At 37.3% G+C, this 18,058-nt stretch carries 15 protein-coding genes; 6 read left to right on the forward strand and 9 right to left on the reverse strand.

All coding sequences use genetic code 11. The annotated features are described in order from the left end of the window. Nucleotides 1–4 precede the first annotated feature (4 nt). Genes M899_RS10965 through M899_RS10985 form a run of 5 tightly spaced genes read right to left on the reverse strand, consistent with a single transcriptional unit; the run spans nucleotide 5 to nucleotide 7,084 of the window. A complete protein-coding gene (locus tag M899_RS10965) occupies nucleotides 5–1,276 on the reverse strand; it encodes a lysine N(6)-hydroxylase/L-ornithine N(5)-oxygenase family protein (RefSeq protein ID WP_021271530.1) in 1,272 nt (423 codons plus the stop codon). Continuing rightward, entirely contained in the window at nucleotides 1,257–3,656 is a 2,400-nt protein-coding gene (locus M899_RS10970; RefSeq protein ID WP_021271544.1) for a GNAT family N-acetyltransferase, read from the reverse strand. The genes M899_RS10965 and M899_RS10970 overlap by 20 nt, the downstream gene beginning before the upstream one ends. After that, on the reverse strand, nucleotides 3,647–5,092 hold the full coding sequence (locus M899_RS10975; protein WP_021271520.1) for a pyridoxal phosphate-dependent decarboxylase family protein: 1,446 nt from the start codon (nucleotides 5,090–5,092) through the stop codon (nucleotides 3,647–3,649). The genes M899_RS10970 and M899_RS10975 overlap by 10 nt, the downstream gene beginning before the upstream one ends. Continuing rightward, nucleotides 5,082–6,332, reverse strand: coding sequence for a diaminobutyrate--2-oxoglutarate transaminase (gene ectB, locus M899_RS10980; RefSeq protein WP_021271554.1), 1,251 nt, complete (start codon nucleotides 6,330–6,332; stop codon nucleotides 5,082–5,084). The genes M899_RS10975 and ectB overlap by 11 nt, the downstream gene beginning before the upstream one ends. After that, nucleotides 6,329–7,084 (reverse strand): aspartate kinase, encoded by a 756-nt coding sequence (locus M899_RS10985; RefSeq protein ID WP_021271514.1) that lies wholly within the window; start codon nucleotides 7,082–7,084, stop codon nucleotides 6,329–6,331. Before M899_RS10985 ends, ectB begins: the two co-directional genes overlap by 4 nt. 184 nt (nucleotides 7,085–7,268) lie before the next feature. On the opposite strand from M899_RS10985, the gene M899_RS10990 reads away from it, so the two are divergent. Both M899_RS10990 and M899_RS10995 read left to right on the forward strand, forming a co-directional pair. Next, a complete protein-coding gene (locus tag M899_RS10990) occupies nucleotides 7,269–7,580 on the forward strand; it encodes a hypothetical protein (protein ID WP_021271506.1) in 312 nt (103 codons plus the stop codon). Continuing rightward, the gene (locus tag M899_RS10995; protein ID WP_021271562.1) at nucleotides 7,573–9,726 is read left to right on the forward strand and encodes a TonB-dependent receptor; all 2,154 of its coding nucleotides are present in this window, start codon (nucleotides 7,573–7,575) and stop codon (nucleotides 9,724–9,726) included. The genes M899_RS10990 and M899_RS10995 overlap by 8 nt, the downstream gene beginning before the upstream one ends. A gap of 30 nt (nucleotides 9,727–9,756) precedes the next feature. On the opposite strand, the gene M899_RS11000 is transcribed toward M899_RS10995, so the two are convergent. From M899_RS11000 to ileS, 3 genes are all read right to left on the reverse strand, one after another. Next, on the reverse strand, nucleotides 9,757–10,599 hold the full coding sequence (locus M899_RS11000) for a hypothetical protein (protein WP_021271538.1): 843 nt from the start codon (nucleotides 10,597–10,599) through the stop codon (nucleotides 9,757–9,759). Nucleotides 10,600–10,637: 38 nt separating this feature from the next. Then, nucleotides 10,638–11,192 carry a hypothetical protein gene (locus M899_RS11005; RefSeq protein WP_021271559.1) on the reverse strand — a complete coding sequence of 185 codons (555 nt, stop codon included), beginning with the start codon at nucleotides 11,190–11,192 and terminating at the stop codon, nucleotides 10,638–10,640. A gap of 146 nt (nucleotides 11,193–11,338) precedes the next feature. Then, nucleotides 11,339–14,473 (reverse strand): isoleucine--tRNA ligase, encoded by a 3,135-nt coding sequence (ileS, locus tag M899_RS11010; protein WP_021271543.1) that lies wholly within the window; start codon nucleotides 14,471–14,473, stop codon nucleotides 11,339–11,341. Between the two features lie 235 nt (nucleotides 14,474–14,708). On the opposite strand from ileS, the gene M899_RS11015 reads away from it, so the two are divergent. From M899_RS11015 to M899_RS11030, 4 genes are read left to right on the forward strand one after another with little or no spacing between them, the layout of a single operon-like run. Then, nucleotides 14,709–16,046: a hypothetical protein gene (locus M899_RS11015; RefSeq protein ID WP_021271558.1), complete on the forward strand. Its 1,338-nt coding sequence runs from the start codon at nucleotides 14,709–14,711 to the stop codon at nucleotides 16,044–16,046. Next, nucleotides 16,030–16,692 carry a Maf family protein gene (locus M899_RS11020; protein ID WP_021271524.1) on the forward strand — a complete coding sequence of 221 codons (663 nt, stop codon included), beginning with the start codon at nucleotides 16,030–16,032 and terminating at the stop codon, nucleotides 16,690–16,692. The genes M899_RS11015 and M899_RS11020 overlap by 17 nt, the downstream gene beginning before the upstream one ends. Then, a complete protein-coding gene (locus M899_RS17795) occupies nucleotides 16,671–17,060 on the forward strand; it encodes a DUF167 domain-containing protein (protein WP_196801759.1) in 390 nt (129 codons plus the stop codon). Before M899_RS11020 ends, M899_RS17795 begins: the two co-directional genes overlap by 22 nt. Continuing rightward, on the forward strand, nucleotides 17,057–17,551 hold the full coding sequence (locus M899_RS11030) for a hypothetical protein (protein WP_034728932.1): 495 nt from the start codon (nucleotides 17,057–17,059) through the stop codon (nucleotides 17,549–17,551). The genes M899_RS17795 and M899_RS11030 overlap by 4 nt, the downstream gene beginning before the upstream one ends. On the opposite strand, the gene M899_RS11035 is transcribed toward M899_RS11030, so the two are convergent. Continuing rightward, nucleotides 17,548–17,745, reverse strand: a complete 198-nt coding sequence (locus tag M899_RS11035) for a hypothetical protein (RefSeq protein WP_021271566.1) — start codon at nucleotides 17,743–17,745, stop codon at nucleotides 17,548–17,550. The two genes, M899_RS11030 and M899_RS11035, sit on opposite strands and share 4 nt — an antisense overlap. Between the last annotated feature and the right edge of the window lie 313 nt (nucleotides 17,746–18,058).

Consider the following 18,058-nt stretch of genomic DNA (forward strand, 5'->3'; position numbering starts at 1 on the left):
CCTTTTATTTAATATGCCCAAAGTTTTGGAAAACATTCTTTTTTGTAATTTTGTAACATTCACGCCCGAGGAGATCGTTAACAATAACTGCACTTCTATAGGCTCCGAGTCCTAAATCAGGAGTTCCAACACCATGAGTGTGAAGTTCACCATTTTGAATATAGAAAGTACCCTTCGCATTTTTTGTCGTAACTTTAAAATCTCTAGAAATATTGAGGCGACCTTTCTCATCTCTCATGAGGTCTTTATCAAGACCTGCTAGAAATGGTTTTGCTGTTTCAAAATATCCGGTGGCACAGACAACGGCATCGACATTGATCGTTTCAATTTCACCAGTAAATTTTTGCTTAAAGGCAACAGTGATTGAATCATTGTCCTGCGAAGCCTCTGTGCATTCGAACATGGCCGCCAAGTGAAGTGGGTTTTCTTGTTCAAGCGTTAATTCATAAATACGATTATAAATATCAGCGATTGTTCCAAAAGAAATACCTTTATAAAGAAGGGACTGCTTTTTAAGAAGATCATCTTTTGTTTCTTGCTTCAAAGAATAGAAAAAATCAGTGTAGTCAGAAGAAAAATACTCAAGACCCAGCTTAGAGTATTCCATTGGGAAAAAGCCATTTGAGCGTGTAACCCAGTAAAGGTCTTTGTAGTTGTCTCTGGCATTAAGTAGTGACAACACGCACTCTGCAGCACTTTGTCCAGAGCCGATAACTACGACGGACTTATTCTTAAGAGATTCTTCTTTGTATTTAAAGTGAGCATTGTGAAAGATATTTTCACTTTCAACTTTCTTTAAAGCTTCTGGAATAAAAGGAGAGGAGCCAACGCCAACGGAGATGTTCTTGGCAATTAACGTTTCTTTTCCTTCAATACTGATATGATAGAGACCATCAATGAGTTCGATGTTTCTAACTTCGCTATTGTAGTTGATATTTCCCATCTTCTTTGCGGCCCACTTACAGTAGTTGTTGTAGTCCTTTCTAGGGATGAAAAAAGATTCATAGAAATAGAAGTTAAATAATCTACCTTTTTCGGCCAAATAGTTTAAATAAGTATAGGGAGATGTTGGATCTACCATTGTCACTAAATCGGCCATAAATGGAACTTGTAATGTTGTTCCATCAAGGATCATTCCTTCATGCCATGCAAATTCATCATTCTTCTCTAAGAATAAATAATCAACTTCTTCTTTCTTTGAATCCAGAAGAGCATTAAGTGACAAATTAAACGGACCGAGTCCAATACCTATTAAATCATAAATTTTCTGAGTCATAAAAATCTTCCTTTTTACATTCTAAGAATGTGGCCACTTTCTCTGGAAAGCGAATTGAACCAATTTCCTTAAACTGACATGGCCCTAGGTATTTTAGCAATTGTTGATTTGTATGATCTGGCTCACCATAAACACACTGAGTTTTTTTACAAACTGTAAAAAGATAATCTGTGAATGCTCGAATAAGATGAGGAGCAAGCCCTTTTCCTAAAACGGATTTCTCACCAATGAGAAAGTGCATACCTTGATCGTAACGATTAAATTTATGATTTGGTGTAAACTCATTGATGCGATCTTCTGTACACCAGTATTGTTCCCAAAAACTCACAGGTTCACCGTTAACAAAACCGATGAAGTTATTATGAAATGGTAGACGTCCCATCTTCTCATGGTGGGCCTTAAGTTTTCTTAGATTCCAGTTTTGACGCCAAAATTTTGAAACGTGCTCATAGTGCATCCACTTATGAAGAAGCTCGATATCTTCTTCAAGGTTGAATGGTCTGAAAGTTACTGTTGCATTATGAGAATCGATCTTTTTCTCAAAACGTGCCCTTGCAAATAAATCCTTTGAGCGATCAATAATATCAAGATTAAAAGGATTTGATCGCTTTATATAAACTGATTGAGTCGTAGGGTCACCAACGAGTTCATCCATCTCCATAAAGCGCGTGAGTAAGTTGGCCTTGAATTCTAATTCATCAGATTCTAAAAGGTAAGTGATGAAGCTTGTATCTGCTTCTGGAAGGGTTTCTCTTAGATCAATCAACCAGTCGCGCAGAAGAAAGAGAAGTCTTTCTTCTTTTACATAACCAGTAATACCAAAAGCATTGATTAGGTTAAAGACGTTATTGATGATGAAGTAGTAACCCATTCTTTCATTAACAATTTTTTTGGGTCCAATAGATTCCGTTTTATGACCAATTCCTGGAACGTACTTATTTAGGTTCTCAGTCACATCTTTCGTGTGAAAAACACCTTGATTGTCACGGTAAACAAAACGCTTTGGCATTAAATTATGCAATTCTAAAACAGTATTTTGTTGGTGTGCTTCAAAGGCCAGACCATATTTTGCATAGATTTCAACTACTGGTTTTACGGCCACATTTAAAAAATCTTGGAACCACTTTACCGCAATTTTATCTTTATCGTGCTTTGTCGCTTTAGAAATTTCTTTGATAAGATTTCCAAGAACTGACTGACCAGCACCGAAAATAGGGAAGTCTTGGCAAAGCGTAGACATTACAACGACGTTTTGATTTGATTTTCCACCGTAATATGGGTTCTCTCTAATACTTACAAGTGATTCACTCATAGCATATTCATCTTCAGACTTTTCTTTTAATCCGAAATACCCAAAGTCATTGAGAATTTTATATGTGGGATACTCCTCTTGAATTTTCCCCCCAAGCTCACTGTCCCAAAGGTTTGTTGTATCAATACCTCTGATACATTCTTTTTCAAGCATCACACGCTTAGAATTCGTGATTTCAAGATTTAGTGAGAATTTCACCATGAAGCTTACTTCTGGTGAATAAAGTGTTCGTACTGATTGAGTTGGATAGAAACGGCGCCCTGTTTGTCCTAGTTCGATAATCAGACCTTTCTTCTTATTGTTTTTGAAGACTTCCATTGTTTGTAAATGGAAGGCCTGCCATGGGTGCATTGGAAGTAATGAGTGAGTCTCTTGCTTACTTTGGACTATGTCTTTTAAAGCGCTGTCTGTAAGCTCATCAGTAAGGAATGCATCGAGAATATCTTTTTTAGCATCGTATTTGATGGCCGATTTTGATATGAAAAGAGAATTATCTACCAGAAAGTAATTTAGGGCAAAGCTTCCTTTCGTTTCTGGAGAAAACTCTTTCCAGTGATCAATACCAAATCCGTCACGGGCCTTTCCAACTGGGTGAAAAGGGTGGCCAATGAGGAGGTTCTGCTCACTCTTTAATAGTGACTGATAGTGGTTGTAGATTTCATCAATAGAGAACTTGTTGTGGTCTAGAATTTTTTCTAGGGTCAATTCACTTTTGAGGATTCTTACAAGTGTGTCCGCAGGAATTGGTCTTTCATACTTTTCAGAGAGATCATTTAAAACGGCATAAGCAAGCTCTGTGTATGTAATTGGGGTAAAGTCTTCCCCATTTGGAGAGAGTCTATAAATTGGATTCTCAAATTTATATCTTCCAACAGTTGATTTATGATAAATTGGAGCAAATATTTGAATATGTGAACTTCCGAGTTCTGTTGTCAAAACTTCTAAACAATCGCTTTGAAGTTTTTTATAATCATTTTTTTTAACAATTTTAAAATGCTTTGTTTCTGTAATAAAACTATTAAGTAGAATTTCTTTTGCAAGATGTTCACTAATATTTCTTACGTCCATAATTCATTTCCAGTCTTTATAATGCTGTCAATTACTTCTTTTAAATTCTCAAGATCAGCATTTGGGTTTAATAAGGTAAATTTTAAATATGTTTCTTTGTTATGTTTTGTCTCGCCAATGATGATCCCTCTTGCAATAAGAGAATCTCTAATCTTTTTATTCACTTCATTGTTTGATTTGTGTCTAAAAACAACTGAAGAGAGTTCTGGGGCATTCAATGTTTCAATTTCATTACAAGACAGGAGGTATTGATGACAGTCTTTTGCGAGTTGCAACAGAGCTTCTAACTGATTGTGGATTTCTTGAAGACCCATACTTTTAAAAGTGAGAAGGAGTTTTAAAGCATCAAAACGTCTTGAAGTTTGCAAAGATTTATCCACAAGATTTTTAATACCATTAGCGATATCTTCTTTGCGGCTTAAATAATCTGATTCAAAGTTTAAATTATCCGAGGCCTTTGTTGTTTTGTAGAGAAAAAGACTCGATGATATCGGTTGAAAAAGCATTTTGTGCATATCAATTGTAATTGAGTCACTCTTTTCAAAGTGCTCTGTCCATTTGATATTTTTATTGAAAATCATTGCTCCGCCATAGGCCGCATCGATGTGGTGCCACATCTCATATTCCTTGGCGATAAGGGCAATTTCATCGATAGGATCAATACTTCCGTAATCTGTTGTTCCAGCAGTAGAGACAACACACATGGGAATAAGCCCTTGTTCAACATCATGGGCGATTATCTCTTTGAATTTTTTTAGATCAATTTTGAATTTATCATCCACAGGAAGTTTAACAACACTATCAGTTCCAAGGCCTAGAAGCCATGCGCTTTTCTCAACAGTAAAGTGTGAAACACTTGAACAATAGATGCGATATTTTCCCTCAACAGACCCTAGGGCACTTTCTCTAGATCTTATTTCGTGACGATTTCTTTTCTCATCGCGTGCTAGAAGTATACCCATGAGATTGGATTGACTTCCACCAGAAGTAAATACTCCATCGGTATTGTTGTCACCAGGATAAACTCTATCTAAAAAAAGTTTTGTTACAAGTTCATCTATCTCAGTAGCAAATGGTGCCTGATCCCAAGAATCCATTGATGGATTTAGGAGTCCTATTAAATATTCACCAAGTACAGTCTCTTTTGAGACTGTACTGTGAAGGTGGGCCATATAAAATGGAGAATAGATATTTGTAGAATGTTTGAAATAAGGTGTAATGACATCTTTTAAAAGAGTATTAAGATCGCAACCTTCTTCAGCTATATTCTGAGTTGAAATAATCAGCTCATTAAGATCTTTTGGTGACAGACCTGAATAACAGTAGCGATTCTCTGTTAGTTGGGTTTTCATCGTCTCGTTGACCTTAGCGATAATATTCGTAAGTTCATCGAGACTTTCTAAATGATTAGCACTTATGAAATGCTTAGTTTTCATTTAAAACCTTTTCGATAGCGTTTGAAACAATATCAAGGCCACTATTTAAAAGGGCGATATCAATATTTAGTGGAGGTAAGAATTTCACAACTTGGTCATTGATACCTGAAGTTTCAATAATTAGACCATTTTCAAAGCAAAGCTTGCTTACAAGGTCACCAAGTTCAGTGTTTTTGAATTCAACACCCCAAATTAATCCTCTACCGCGAAGAGATAGATCGTATGGGAATTTTTCAATGAGTTCAGACATCTTTTCTTTGATCAATGCGCCTCTTTCGAAAACACCTTTTTGTAGATCATCATTGACCCAATTATTTAGTGCTGCTGTTGCTGTGACAAAGGCAAGATTGTGTCCTCTAAATGTTCCGTTGTGTTCACCTGGATTCCACTTATCAAGCTCTGGCTTAATGAGTGTCAAAGAGAATGGAAGACCAATTCCTGAAAGTGATTTAGACATACAAATAACATCTGGAGAAATTCCAGCTTCTTCGAAACTGAAGAAAGTTCCAGTTCTTCCGCATCCAACTTGAATTTCATCAACAATAAAGACGATATTGTATTCTCGGCAAATCGATTCAATTTCTTTTAGCCACTCAGTGCGAGCAACACGTACTCCACCTTCAGCTTGAACAGTTTCTAAAATTACTGCGGCAGGAATATCGTAACCACTACCTCTGTCTTCTAGATACTTTCTAAACATCTTGGCAGTATTAACTTCTTCACCATGGTAGCCATCGTAGGGAATAAAGTACGAGCCAGTTAATTCAACACCTGCACCTTTTCTTTTTCCTTCGTTTCCAGTTAATGAAAGAGAACCCAATGTCATTCCATGAAATGCATTTGTAAATGTTGCAACTTTTGTTCTGCCTGTGACTTTTCGAGCAATTTTAATGGCCGCTTCAACAGAGTTTGTTCCTGTTGGTCCAGGAAATTGAATTTTGTAATTCATTTTTCTTGGGTTCAATATGATATTGCTGAATGCTGTTAAAAACTTTGCTTTTGCAACAGTCATAAGATCAAGACTGTGCAATATTCCATCTTCCATAAGATAGCTAACAAGCTCAGATTTAATTTCTTTATTATTGTGTCCGTAGTTTAGTGCTCCTGCGCCACAGAAAAAGTCGATATATTCTTTACCACTTTCATCTGTAATAATGGCCCCGTTTGATTTTGCAAATACAGTAGGGAAGGCGCGGCAATAGCTTCTTACTTCAGATTCTAATTCTTCAAAAATTTTCATTGTATGACTCCACTTGCAAGGATTTCTGTTCCTGCATTTTCTGGGAAAAAAGTTGATTTGATTGTTAAAGGTACGTTCCTATCTTTTGCAAACATTGCGGCCTTTGGGTGAACTACCTTTGCGCCACTTTCAGTAAGCTTAATAAGTTCTTCAATTTCGAGACGATCGTATTTAATGGCATCGCTATGGACTCTTGGGTCTACATTGTAGACACCATCAACATCAGTATAGATATAAACTCTCTTCGCATTTAAAAGAGCACCAATAACTACTGCGCTTGTATCTGAACCACCGCGACCTAGCGTTATAAGTTGCGTGCTTTTTAAACATTGAAAGCCAGGAAGAACAGGGATTATTCCTTCATTGATTAGGGCATGAAGTTTAGTATCGTTAATTGAATCGATATTTCCTTCACCCGCCGGACCGCTGCCTTCAATTCCTGCTTGCAGGGACGTTAGGGCCAGGGCCTGTATCTGTTTTGAAAATTCTTCTTTGGCAATTTTATTAAGAGTAAGCGCAAAAAGACCCGTGCTTACTGTTTCACCAGTGCTGATGATGAGATCTCTTTCAGGACAATTTTCTTTAGTTAAAGTGTCCACCAAAGAGACGAGGCGGTCTGTTTCTTTTTCCATGGCCGAAACCACAACAAGGGGGGAGTTGCCATTGATATATTCTTTTAAAACGATGCGCGCGGCGTGCTTCATTTTTTCAAGGTTTCCCACTGAAGTGCCGCCGAATTTCATAACGATCATAGTTTGACCTTGCTTCTTTAAGATGGTCTTGTTATAAAAAGTTTGACTGTTCAAACAGTTTTTTGATTTCTAGTATTTTTGAAGGAAGAAGTAAAGGGCCATGTTCAATCTTTCACACCTAAAAAAGAGGGTAATTCACCTTAAATTTTCAGCACCTACGGAGCCTTCGGACTTCCATAATCTGATGTCTTTTTTAAAGGATGAGCTCCCAAATATTGGCCCAATTGTTCTGATTTTAGATACTGATGGACAAGGTGGTTTTGAGCCGGAGCATAAAAGAGAGCTTTCTCTGTGGTTTAAGGCAAATAAACAAGTTCTTAAAGAGAATTTGTTTTCCCTGATCCGAATTTGCTCACATGTTTCCGTATTTACAAGGATTTCGAGCAAGGCCTTTAGTGCGGCCATGCCATGCCCTTATCAAGTTGAAGATAGTTTAGCGAACGCCACGCTCTTGGCGGAAAAAATATTAATAAAGAAAGGATTTAATAATGACTAAGAAAGTGAAAACACTTTTTTTGGCGGCCACAACTCTTGTGTCGACGAGTGCATACTCTGAGGCCGTTAAAATAGATGATGTTTATGTAAATGCCAGAAAAACTGCTGAGAACATTCAAGATGTTCCAATGCCAATTTCTTCTTTTTCTGAAACAAATTTAAAAGATACAAAATCGGAATCAGTTAGAGATATCACGGCCCAAGTTCCGAACGTACAAATTATCGGTTCTTCTTCAGGTCGCTACATCACGCCTTATATTAGAGGCCTTGGGAACCAAGATATTCAACTTCCAGACGAGAGCTCAGTTATGATGTATCTCGATGAAGTTCCTCTTCCACGTTATGCTTTTGATTTAGATTTTCTAGACCTTAAAAGTGTTGAAGTTCTTAGAGGTCCTCAGGGAACATTCTTTGGTAACAGCACTCAAGGTGGAGCGATTCATTTTTTAACTCACGCACCTTTAGAAAAAAATGATGATAAAGTTTCTGTTGCTTACGGAAATGACAATGCAATCAAAGTTCAGGCCCAGGCCACTGCGAAGGTTTCTTCAAATATTGGAAATACACTATCTGTTCAATATAAGAAACAAGATGGTTGGATTCACAACAGTACTTTAAATAAAGACTACGGTGATTTTGAGAATTACAGCGTTCAAAATACTTTCCAAATCAAACCGACGGATAGATCGAACCTTGTTTTCAAAGTATTCACTCAAAAAGAAGAAGGAAATGATCCTTCATTCATTAAAGCTGGTCTATCTAAACCAGAAGTAAAACAGGCCATTGATCCTGCTTATACGGACAAGAACACACTTTCTTCATTGAAGTATGAGCATAATTTCGACTCTCTAAAATTCACAAGTATTTCAGCTTTCAATTACCACAACTTCAGAGTGAAGTACGACGAAGCTGGAGCATTGCTTCTATCTGATTTTAGAGCGACTTTACCAGCGATGTATCATTCTGCTTTTGATGCCTACGTTAATGATCCAAATCGTGGATTTAGAGACTTTGAAGAGTATGAAAGACAGTACTTCCAAGAGTTCAGAATTTCTTCTGATAAAGGGGAGATGCCTTTCACATTAGGATTAAACTATACAAATAAGAACTACAGATTATTAAGTTTTGTGAAAACGATTCACTCGAGCACACTAACAGATAAAACAATTGATCAAAACGTAAAGCTTACAAATGATTCAGTTGCGGTATTTGGTCACGTTGAGAAAAAGCTTAATGAAAAAAATATCTTAAGTGCTGGCCTAAGAGTGGGGCATGATATTAAGAAATATGATTCTATTCACAAAGGAACGGGAACTGGGGCCTTAGCTTCATATACACAAAGTTCTAAAGAAGATTATACTGACTATAGTGCAAAAGCGACTTACCAGTACTTCTTAGAGAAGAACCACCAGATTTATTCATCTATTTCACGCTCAACAATGCCTGGTGGATACCCATCTTATCAGTTTAATAACTACACGGATAAGTCATCTGACCAACCGGCATATGATAAATCTGTTTCATACAACTATGAAATTGGGACAAAAGGTGAATTCTTAGAGAAGCACTTACTAGTTAATACATCATTTTTCTACAACAACATCAGTGATAAGCAAGTTCGCATCAGAGATGGTGGGACTGGCCTTTCGAAATTTGAAAATATCGATGTTGATATTTATGGCCTTGAATTTGAATCTCGCTATAAGTTTGATCTAGGTCTTGTTGTTGGTGCAAACGTTGGTTATACAAATGCTCAGTATAGTGAAACATACTCAGCAAGTTCATCTGAAACGGTAAGTGAAGGAAATAGACTTTCAAACGTCCCTTATTGGAATGGAAATGCTTTTACTCAATATACGAAAGAAACTTCTCTGTTAGGCAATTCGATTTTTGTTGCAAGAGTTGATTATGCTTACACTGGTGGCCGTTATGGTGATGTGACAAATGTGACAAAGCTTGGAGCTATTGGACTATGGAACGCAAGAGTGGCCATTGAAAAAGATAACTTTGAATTTGCCCTTTATGGAAAGAATATCTTTGATAAGAAATATGACGACCAAGGATATTACTACTCATCAATTAAGACAACTGTAGCGACACCGGGAGACCCGAGACGTTATGGTGCTGAACTTTCATACTACTACTAATTAGAGAAAGGTGCCTTAGGGCACCTTTTTTTATGGACCACGAAGAAGCATTTTTAAAACAGAATTCCAACGATTGTGCATGATTTTTACGAGAGAGATATGCTGTTTTGCAATGGAGAGGTTTCCTTTTTCAATTCTCATATGGAATGTGTTCCAAACAATATTGAGCTCCTCTAAATTATCAACCAAGTAATTAAAGTTATTTCCATCGATGATGAATTCTTCAACAGGTGAAATGAAGCCTGTGAAAGTGTCTTCAAAGTCTTGTCTGTAATCACTTGGTAATAATGCAGAGTAGGTAAGGTTGAGTTCAAGTTCATTCTTATGAATAATTGAAGAGAACTGTTTATCAGCATGATAGAAGTTTTCATAAACTGTTCTAGAAGTAATGAAATGTTCTTCTAGAAAGTGAATCATTTTATAATTTTCATTAGTGATCTTCTTAATAATAGAAATAACACCCAGAAGATTATCTTTTTGAGTTGGAAATTCTAATTTCGAAAACTCAGGAAAATTAGTCTGAGTTTTTAAAAGAATGATATCGAGATCTTTTGTGAGGGTATAAAAATTCTTATAACTCTTCTCACATTTTTCAGGTTCTTCTTTTATTTTGCAGATGCGTTTTACTTCATACCATTCCTTCTTTTGTTTACGAAGGTGCTTTCTAAGTTCGAGAAGCTCACCATGAAAGGGATGAGTTTTCTTAAGTATAAGAAAGAACTCCACCACAAGACTTTTTAGTTGCGGTTGGATGTATCGTTGAAAAGAAGCCTCTGGAACTTTTATCTGTGATTTTTTAAAGAAGAAGTAGTTGTAGTCAGCGCTACTTGAAAAACTCAGGAGATAAAGGGCCAAAATGAGATGTTTAACCATATGATAATGGTTAGCTCACGGCCCCTTAAAGTCAAGTGTTATGCGGCCTGATAGTAGAATTGGTCGTCTGCATCATCAGTCTTAATTTCGATATTCAGATGCTTCGGCGGAGTATTAAGTGTTGTAAATGGTTTTAACCAACACTTCTCCGATAGAGTCATCGTAATAAAAGTATTTTTATTGCAAGTTTTCGAGAGGTGTTTTGGAAAAATCATTACAGGGAAAGAAGATAGAGTGAAAGTTACAATCTTATCTTTGTTGATTTTTCCAGAATAGGCCGCGGCCAAACAGATATAGGCCCCAACTTCAGATGCCTCAATGTGAAGATTGTTCGAAGTAGAGCTGTTGATCTGATTAATTAGCTTCTCAGCATGAATCATGATTTCTTTTTCATTAATATGCTGATAGCTGTAGAGTTTTTCTCTGATAGTCGAAGTTAGAAACCTCTTCTCAGCGCTGCTAAAAAGGATGTTTTTAAAGTTGAACATAAGCTTGTCTTTCATATCGACTTTAGGTGCTTCGATATTAAAGTTGCACAATACTTTGTTGTTCATTGAATCACAAATTTTTCCACGAAATTGTTGTTGGTTCATGTCCCATCCCCTGCCTAAAAAGAACACCTTCTAATTATAAAACTATCGTCAGTTTACAAAAAAAATATTAGCCTTTTTTTATCAGGAAATTGATAAGTGCTTGAAAATGTGAGAATTGGGCCCACGAAAATGGGCCCATTATGAAATTAGGCCTTGCTAACTTTTAAAGTCAACTTGTAGTCATCTACGTCAAACTCAATACCGTCCGCCAAAGTCGTTTCGTACTTAATTTGGTTAGCTAGAGTTTCTTTAGTAATATAACTTTCGTGTTTTTCTACGGCACTACGAAGCTCAGAAGAGGCCGCAAGTGTGATAACGATTCTGTCGTCAACATTGAAGCCAGAATCTTTTCTTGTTCTTTGGATTCTATTGACCACTTCTCTTGCCAATCCTTCATCGATAAGTTCTTGCTTAAGTTCACAGTCAATATCGATTGAGATGAAACGGTTTGAAAGGGCCTCTGTTCCAGCTTTTGCTTCACGGAAGATGTCGATATCTTCTGCAACAAGAGTTTCACCATCTAGAACAACTGAGCCTTTAGCTTCAAAGTCATTCAGCTCAGTAGCTGAAAGTTTTTGAATAAGGCCACCAACTTGTCCCATTCTCTTTCCAAGTTTTTTACCAAGGATTTTGAAATTTGGTTTAGCGTATAGGTTGATATATTTATCTTCTTCAGTTGAGTACTCAACGTTTTTAACGTTTAGCTCTGATTGAATATACATTTCAAGTTTTGCAATCTCTTTTAAAAGAGCGTCGTCTTTATGGATGACTGTTAAGCGGCTAAGTGGTGTCTTAACTTTAATCTGCACTTGATTACGCTTTTGTCTTCCAAGAAGAATAAGCTGTTGCATTCTATCAACGGCATCTTCAAGAACAGGATCAATTTTTGAAGAATCAGCAGTTGGGTAGTCGCAAAGATGTACAGAGATCTCTTTTTCAGCTGCATTAAACTTACTAAGTTCTCTGAAGATATGCTCAGATAAAAACGGTGCAAATGGTGCCATGGCAATTGTAAGCTCTCTAATTGCTGTGTACAAAGTAGAGTAGGCGTTACACTTGTCTTCGTCTAATCCTTCTCCCCAAAAGCGTGAACGGTTCAAACGAATATACCAATTTGTTAAATCTTCAATGAAGTTAAATAGAGCAGGTACTACGTTGTAAAGTCTGTATTCTTCCATCTCAAGGGCAATATTCTTTTTAAGTGTTTGCAGTTTTGAGATAACCCAGTTGTCCATGATATTATCACCGAACTGAAGGTCTTTATCGGCCTTCCAACCATCTACCTCAGCGTAAGTTGAGAAGAATTTAAAGGTGTTGTACCACGGAAGAAGAGCACGACGAACAAGGTCTTTAACTCCAGTGTCTGAGAATCTCTGCTCTTCACCTTTAACAAGTCCTGAGTTGATCAAATATAATCTTAGAGCGTCTGCCCCAAATGATTCCATCAGTTCATCAGGTGCCGTGAAATTTCTGAGAGACTTACTCATCTTCTTTCCATCTTCTGCTAAAACGAGACCGTTAACAATTACGTTTTTGAAAGCTGGCTTATCAAATAGCGCTGTTGAAAGAACTGTCAGAGTATAGAACCAACCACGAGTTTGATCTAGACCTTCAGCGATGAACTCTGCTGGATATCCTTGTTCAAACATTTCTTTGTTTTCAAATGGGTAGTGAAGTTGGGCGTATGGCATTGAACCAGACTCAAACCAACAGTCAAATACATCTGTAATACGCTTGTAAAAGCCTTCTTCACCTTTAACTGTGAAAGTGATGCCATCAACGTGTTCACGGTGAAGATCATCCACGACAACGCCAGAGTATTCTTTAAGTTCAGCAATTGATCCAATGCAAATATGCTTACCTGTTTCAGCGTTATACCAAATAGGAAGTGGGGTACCCCAAACTCTATTACGTGAAACGGCCCAGTCTCTTGCTCCTTCTAGCCACTTACCAAAACGACCTTCTTTAATATGCTCAGGTACCCAACGAATTTGTGAGTTAGAAACAAGAAGTCTTTCTTTGATTTGTTCAACTTTGATATACCAAGTTGGGATCGTTCTATAGATTAGTGGAGTGTCAGATCTGTAGCAGAATGGGTAACTGTGAACGATAGTATTTTGATCGTACATTTTTCCATTATCTTTTAGATCTTTGATAATATTTTTGTCAGCATCTTTTACATACTGACCAACATAAGTTGTTACTTCTTTTGTGAATTTACCAGCGTCATCAAGAGGACAAACTTCCGCAGAAATTCCCGCTGCTTTCATTACGCGGTTATCGTCCTCTCCAAATGCAGGAGCAAGGTGAACGATACCAGTACCGTTATCAGTTGTAACATACTCGTCATTTAAAATTTGGAATGCACCTTCTGCTTTCAGTTCTGTGAAGAAAGGAAACAGTGGTTCATATTTTTGTCCAACAAACTCAGAGCCTTTGTGTTCAGAGATAACTTCTAGATTTCTCTTCTTACCATAAAACTCAAGTCGGGCCTTTGCGATGATAAGAACTTTTCCAAGATCGTTATCTTTTACTTTTACGTAATCGATATCTGCTCCCATACAAAGACCAAGGTTTGATGGAAGTGTCCATGGAGTCGTTGTCCAAGCAGCAACGTAAGTATCTTCTGAATCTAATTTGAAAAGAACAGTAATCGCTGGATCTTGTACGTCTTTATAGTTTTGACCTGCTTCAAAATTTGAAAGAACAGTTCCAAGAGCTGTTGAGTAAGGAACAACTTTTGTCCCAATATAAACTAAGTCTTTTTGCCATAGTTCTTTGAATACCCACCAACATGATTCCATGAATGAAGGGTCCATCGTTTTATAATCGTTATCAAAATCAACCCAACGACCAAGGCGAGTAACTGTTTTTCTCCACTCTGAAGTATAGCGTTGAACGATACCGCGACATTCATCGTTGTAGCCCTTAACTCCAAGTTTCTCTAGAGCATCGTGAGCACTCATACCAAGTTTTTTGTTGATTTCTTGCTCAATCGGTAGACCATGAGTATCCCAACCGAAACGTCTTTCAACGTAGCGACCTTTCATTGTCCAGTATCTTGGTACGATATCTTTGATCGTTCCCGCTAGAAGGTGACCGTGGTGAGGAAGACCTGTTGCGAATGGAGGACCATCATAAAAAATATAAGGGGCGGCGCCTTTCGTCTTCTCAAGTGATTTATTGAAAATATCATTTTCTTCCCAGAATTTTAGAACTTGGTGTTCTGTTTCCACGAAAGAAAATTGCTCATTACTTGTGTTTGATGTTTCTTCTGACACGCCTTACTCCGCTATTTATTTTTTGAATACTAAGATACCGAATTTATAGGGACAGATTGTAACAAAAGAGACCTTATTTGGATACATTGGGTAGGAAAAAAGTGCAGGCCCATATAAAGATGGGGGGCATCCTTAGGCAAGTGCTTAATTTTCCGATAAAAAAGACATGAGAAGAATTATTTATACCCTTATTTTATGCGCCTTTTGGACTAGGACCCTCGCAGGAGAGGTTCCCGTGTACCGCGATCAAAGCAAAAGCTTAATCGAGTGGGGCAAACTCGATGAAAAAGAATGGCTTGATTTCTATTCTTGGAAAAAGGATCTCAAAGAAAAAGAAGAGACGCCCAATTGGGAGAGAATTGTTCGCGATAGGGATCTTATTGAAGACGTGGGACGAGTCATTGCCTGTGTTGGGGAGTGCCGTATTTACCGCGGAGAAACGAGCTACGCAGTGACTTTTAGAAGTGATATCAAAGAAGGTGATGAGCTATTAACAACGGCCGATAGCTATGTTTGGGTTTTTCTCTTCGATGGAACTCTTGTTCGATTAGCACCCGATTCATCTATTTCATTTAAAGAAATTAACATAGGAATTGAAAATAATTTTTTACATGTGCGCATGAATGCTGGAAATATTTTTTGGATGAATCGCAACGCTTCACCTTACAGTGGCTCACAACTAAAAGAGACAGATACTTTGTTTTTACCTCTAGAGCTTCATGACGCCAATCCAAGACAGTTAAAACGTGAATTTGCGGACGATGAACTTTTTAAATATCTTGAAAATGATACGGCCAAAGTAACTCAGTACGAAGTTTTAAATCAAAGTATTGAGAAGAATAATCAGTGGGTTAAAAAGAAAACGAAGTCGTTTATTGTTCTGCCAAATGGAAATGTCATGGGAGATAACCTCATCGCAGAATTTATCGTTTTACTTGGGGGAAAGAGTTATTTTAAAACAAAAACAGGAGATAATTTAGGACTTACACGCACCTATACACCTATAGCAACTTTTACTTTCAGGGGATTTGAAAATACCGAAAGTGAATCCATTCTTCCTAATATTTGGTATGAAGTTGAAGAGAGGGGGCGCGAAATTGCTCAAATAAATGAACCTCGTGAATTTAGAATTGGAGAATATGTTACAAAAAGAATCCCAAGTATCATTCAGGCCAGAGAAATTTTAATGGAGCAGTATTCAAGTTTTGCTCACACAATTACGGACAGAGAAGAATTGGCCGTAAAATACGGTTATCGATTATGGGAATTTCCAGAACGTGCCACAGAGGGCAATGAAGAAAAATTAGATTTAGAAAAGCGCATTGATTTTCTAACGGAATATACAAGAAGAATTGAAACGACAAATCTAATGGCCGCAAGAAAAATTCGTGAACGCTTAAAATCTCGTGGAGAGACGATTCTTACATACGAATACAGTGATAGATTTTATAAAAAGGCCCTTGCCAATTACTTCATCACACGAGAAGCTTGGCGCGAAGATCAAGAGTATATCGAAGATCTCAATAGTACTAAAAAAACTTTATGGAAGAACATGCATGGCATCTACAGATAATAAAAATAATCAGTATAAGTTAATTCTCGCTAGTGGTTCACCAAGAAGAAAAGAACTTCTTGGATGGATGAATATCCCTTTTGAAATTATCGTTTCCAATATTGATGAGATCACAGATAAAGTTCACCCAAAGGAAGTCGCAGAGGATCTTGCGACAATTAAAGGGCAAGATGTTTACCAAAAGCTCATGCAAAAAAATGAACATCAATTTCCTTTTATCATTTCATCAGATACGATTGTGACTTTGGGCGAGAAAATTTATGGAAAACCTAAAAATGTTCAAGAAGCGAGAGAGATGCTTATTGAACTTGAGGGAAAAAAACATGAAGTTGTAACTGCCGTGGCCTTTATTTATCGCGATCAACAAAGTGGCGATAAAAAAGAGCGCGCCTTTTCGATCTCGACAAAAGTAACTTTCGAAAAGATTGATCGCGACCTTCTAGAGAACTATCTTGCAAGTGGTGATTCTCTGGATAAAGCGGGAAGTTATGGCATTCAAGGACAGGGACTAACGTTTATTTCTTCTATTGAAGGATCATATTCAAATGTTGTGGGCTTTCCATTGACTGATTTTATCCACGAGTTCAAAAAAGAATTAGGTCATGAAAAGGATACAGAAGGGAAGTGGAGAGAGCTTTTTTGTTAGCTGGCCATCCTGAACAAATCATTAGTTTTTTGACAGATAAAAATTTAACCATTGTGAATCCAAAGGTTGAAGGGAATTCCTTGATTATGGGAATTGATCTTTGGGCCAAGCCTGGTTCAAAAAAAGAAAAAATTGTTATCGGTGAGCAAGGGGAGTTGATCGTCTACATCAGTGAACGCCCCGTTGAAGGCAAGGCCAATGTGGCCATCACAAAGTATGTGGCCCGCTCTTTAGGGGTGAGTCCTTCCAGTTTTGTACTTGATGGCGGTGCAAGATCAAAGTTTAAGCGTTTTAAACTCATCTATACTTTTACAGATCATAAGAATGTAGATTATTATTTAGAAAAACTAAAAAAATTATTCTTATGACTAAAACTTTATTGCTTATACTTCTTTTCGCATCAAGCTCCTTCTCACAAGAAAAGGCGCCGACAACTACATTTGAGTACACTGATCAAGTAAGTCGCAAGATTGATGAGTTAAAAGAACTCAGACCAGAAGAATATATTCAAAAAGTAAATTCCTATCGCGATGTTATTGAAAAATACATCGATCATAAAAAGCGTGTTTGCACAGGTGAGTTCTCGACAATTATTCTCTCTAGCCAAGGTACACCAGTAGAGGGGAGTCGTATTCATCTAAATAATGAAGAGCGCGAGCTTTGCTTTAGAGAGCTAAAGGCCCTTCAGATTAACTTTGTGAACAATATGTATGTGGCCAGAAGAAAGTTTTTAGATTCTATGCATGAGAAGAGAATAGAAGAGCTTTCGAAAGCGCGCGAAGAGGCTCTGGGTAGCATTAATGCTACGTTTGCTAAGAAACAGTTGAGAGCAACCTCAAAGGATCTCCCAAGAAATTAATTTTCCTGTTCTGTCTCGTTAACAGAATTTAGAAGTGGCTTAGGCTTCAAACTTTTCACACGAATAAGTGAACGATTTGGCTTTAAGCTAGCTCTTTTTGTAAGAGTTTTTCTACCTTTGATTAGAGATGTATCAATATACGCTCTAATTGATGGTCTCACTTCTTTTTGTGTTTTAGTAGTTTCAGTAGACATGGTCTCCTCCTAGTAGATCAGTTAAAAAGTTCTTTTTGTTAACCTTCAACTGTTCTTTATGGCGAAGACATTACATGAAATGCTTGGCTTTTGGAATCAGCAGAAGGCGCCTCTGTAAAAACAATTTCGTTTTACGAGCAATGGCAACTCCCTTGTGCCTTGTTAACAATGTCCCTAAGTTTTCGGCTTCTGTGCTGGAAACTTAAGCGGTTTTATCAGCTACCTTAATCATATCATAAACTTACATTTTCTTCACGCACTAGGTAAAAAAACTCTATACACTTTGTCCCTGTAAATTCGTCCTTGTATTGTA

It is taken from the genome of Bacteriovorax sp. BSW11_IV, assembly GCF_000447755.1.
Classification (GTDB): Bacteria; Bdellovibrionota; Bacteriovoracia; order Bacteriovoracales; family Bacteriovoracaceae; genus BSW11-IV.

Coding starts and splice junctions, on each gene's coding strand:
- M899_RS11000 (WP_021271538.1), bottom strand. CDS start 10,599: ATGGTTAAACATCTCATTTTGGCCCTTTATCTCCTGAGTTTTTCAAGT.
- M899_RS11030 (WP_034728932.1), top strand. CDS start 17,057: ATGACTAAAACTTTATTGCTTATACTTCTTTTCGCATCAAGCTCCTTC.
- M899_RS10970 (WP_021271544.1), bottom strand. CDS start 3,656: ATGGACGTAAGAAATATTAGTGAACATCTTGCAAAAGAAATTCTACTT.
- M899_RS11020 (WP_021271524.1), top strand. CDS start 16,030: ATGGCATCTACAGATAATAAAAATAATCAGTATAAGTTAATTCTCGCT.
- M899_RS10975 (WP_021271520.1), bottom strand. CDS start 5,092: ATGAAAACTAAGCATTTCATAAGTGCTAATCATTTAGAAAGTCTCGAT.
- M899_RS10965 (WP_021271530.1), bottom strand. CDS start 1,276: ATGACTCAGAAAATTTATGATTTAATAGGTATTGGACTCGGTCCGTTT.
- M899_RS11035 (WP_021271566.1), bottom strand. CDS start 17,745: ATGTCTACTGAAACTACTAAAACACAAAAAGAAGTGAGACCATCAATT.
- M899_RS10985 (WP_021271514.1), bottom strand. CDS start 7,084: ATGATCGTTATGAAATTCGGCGGCACTTCAGTGGGAAACCTTGAAAAA.
- ectB (WP_021271554.1), bottom strand. CDS start 6,332: ATGAAAATTTTTGAAGAATTAGAATCTGAAGTAAGAAGCTATTGCCGC.
- M899_RS10995 (WP_021271562.1), top strand. CDS start 7,573: ATGACTAAGAAAGTGAAAACACTTTTTTTGGCGGCCACAACTCTTGTG.
- M899_RS11005 (WP_021271559.1), bottom strand. CDS start 11,192: ATGAACCAACAACAATTTCGTGGAAAAATTTGTGATTCAATGAACAAC.
- M899_RS10990 (WP_021271506.1), top strand. CDS start 7,269: ATGTCTTTTTTAAAGGATGAGCTCCCAAATATTGGCCCAATTGTTCTG.